The sequence below is a fragment of the Rhizobium sp. YJ-22 genome (assembly GCF_029601685.1).
Lineage (GTDB): Bacteria > Pseudomonadota > Alphaproteobacteria > Rhizobiales > Rhizobiaceae > Metarhizobium.
Window position 1 is genome coordinate 3,047 of sequence record NZ_JARRIR010000019.1, and the last position, 919, is coordinate 3,965.

At 58.3% G+C, this 919-nt stretch carries 1 protein-coding gene; it reads right to left on the reverse strand.

The annotated features are described in order from the left end of the window. Window positions 1-909, reverse strand: a 909-nt coding sequence (gene repC, locus P7F60_RS27265; protein ID WP_277920788.1) for a plasmid replication protein RepC, incomplete at its 3' end; no start/stop codon positions are given. Window positions 910-919: the final 10 nt, after the last annotated feature.

A 919-nucleotide genomic window follows, 5' to 3' on the forward strand; every position in this document is an offset into this window, starting at 1 on the left:
GTTTTCTATACGTCCGCCGGGACCATAGTCGGCAATCTGCGGGCAGGCCCGAAGTACCATCCCGAGTGGGAAGGCCTTTATTGGCTCTGGCTTGGCCTTCGCTCCCCCGTTCGCCTCGCTCTTGGCCTGACGTTCATCCTCCGGGTTTCCGCCCTGCTCTTTTCCAGAGCTAGGTTCAAGTTCATAGATAGATTCGGTATTTGAATTCTGTATGTGCCGGTCATCCTGGACGGCATTGCCATGCATATTCTCAGGTTTCAGCTGCATTTCCAGAATGTTGAGGATTTCTGCCCGGAGCAGCTGCATTTCATCGAGTGCGAGTTCGAGCTGGCTCCTCTCCGGATAGCGTGGAAGGCGCGCAAGAATGTCGACGTAGACCGCTTCTACCTGCCCCCAGTTGCCGGGCGCGCCCTCCTCCACCGCAGCTGAGATGAGCTTGCGCACGTCTCGCCGGCAGATCGTAAGAGCTTCTTTTGTCCGACGGAACCGTGTTCGCTCCGCAACGACATCCTGTGCGATTTGCGCGAGTTCATGGGCGCGAGCCAGAAGAGGGGTCAGATCGAAGCCGTAGGCCTGCTCCACTTCACCGTCACGACTGCGATGTGCGTACCGCTTCCCGTTGGGGCTATCGCGGCGCAAGATGAGCCCGGCCTCGACAAGTGCCGCGAGTTGCCGCCTGAGTGTGCTTTCCGTGATCCCATGAGCGCGAACCGATAGCTGCGCATTGGATGGGAAAACGACAAGCCCGCTGCTCGAATCGAGCTCCCCGTGGGGGTAAAACGTCAGGAGAGCATCGAGAACGGCCAAGGCCCGATCCTGAACTCCAAGGCGTTCTCGCGCCTCGCAGACATCGCGAAACACTTTCCACTTTTCAATCCGCGTGTTGTGATCCGGATCCTTGATCGCCATCTGTCTTTTG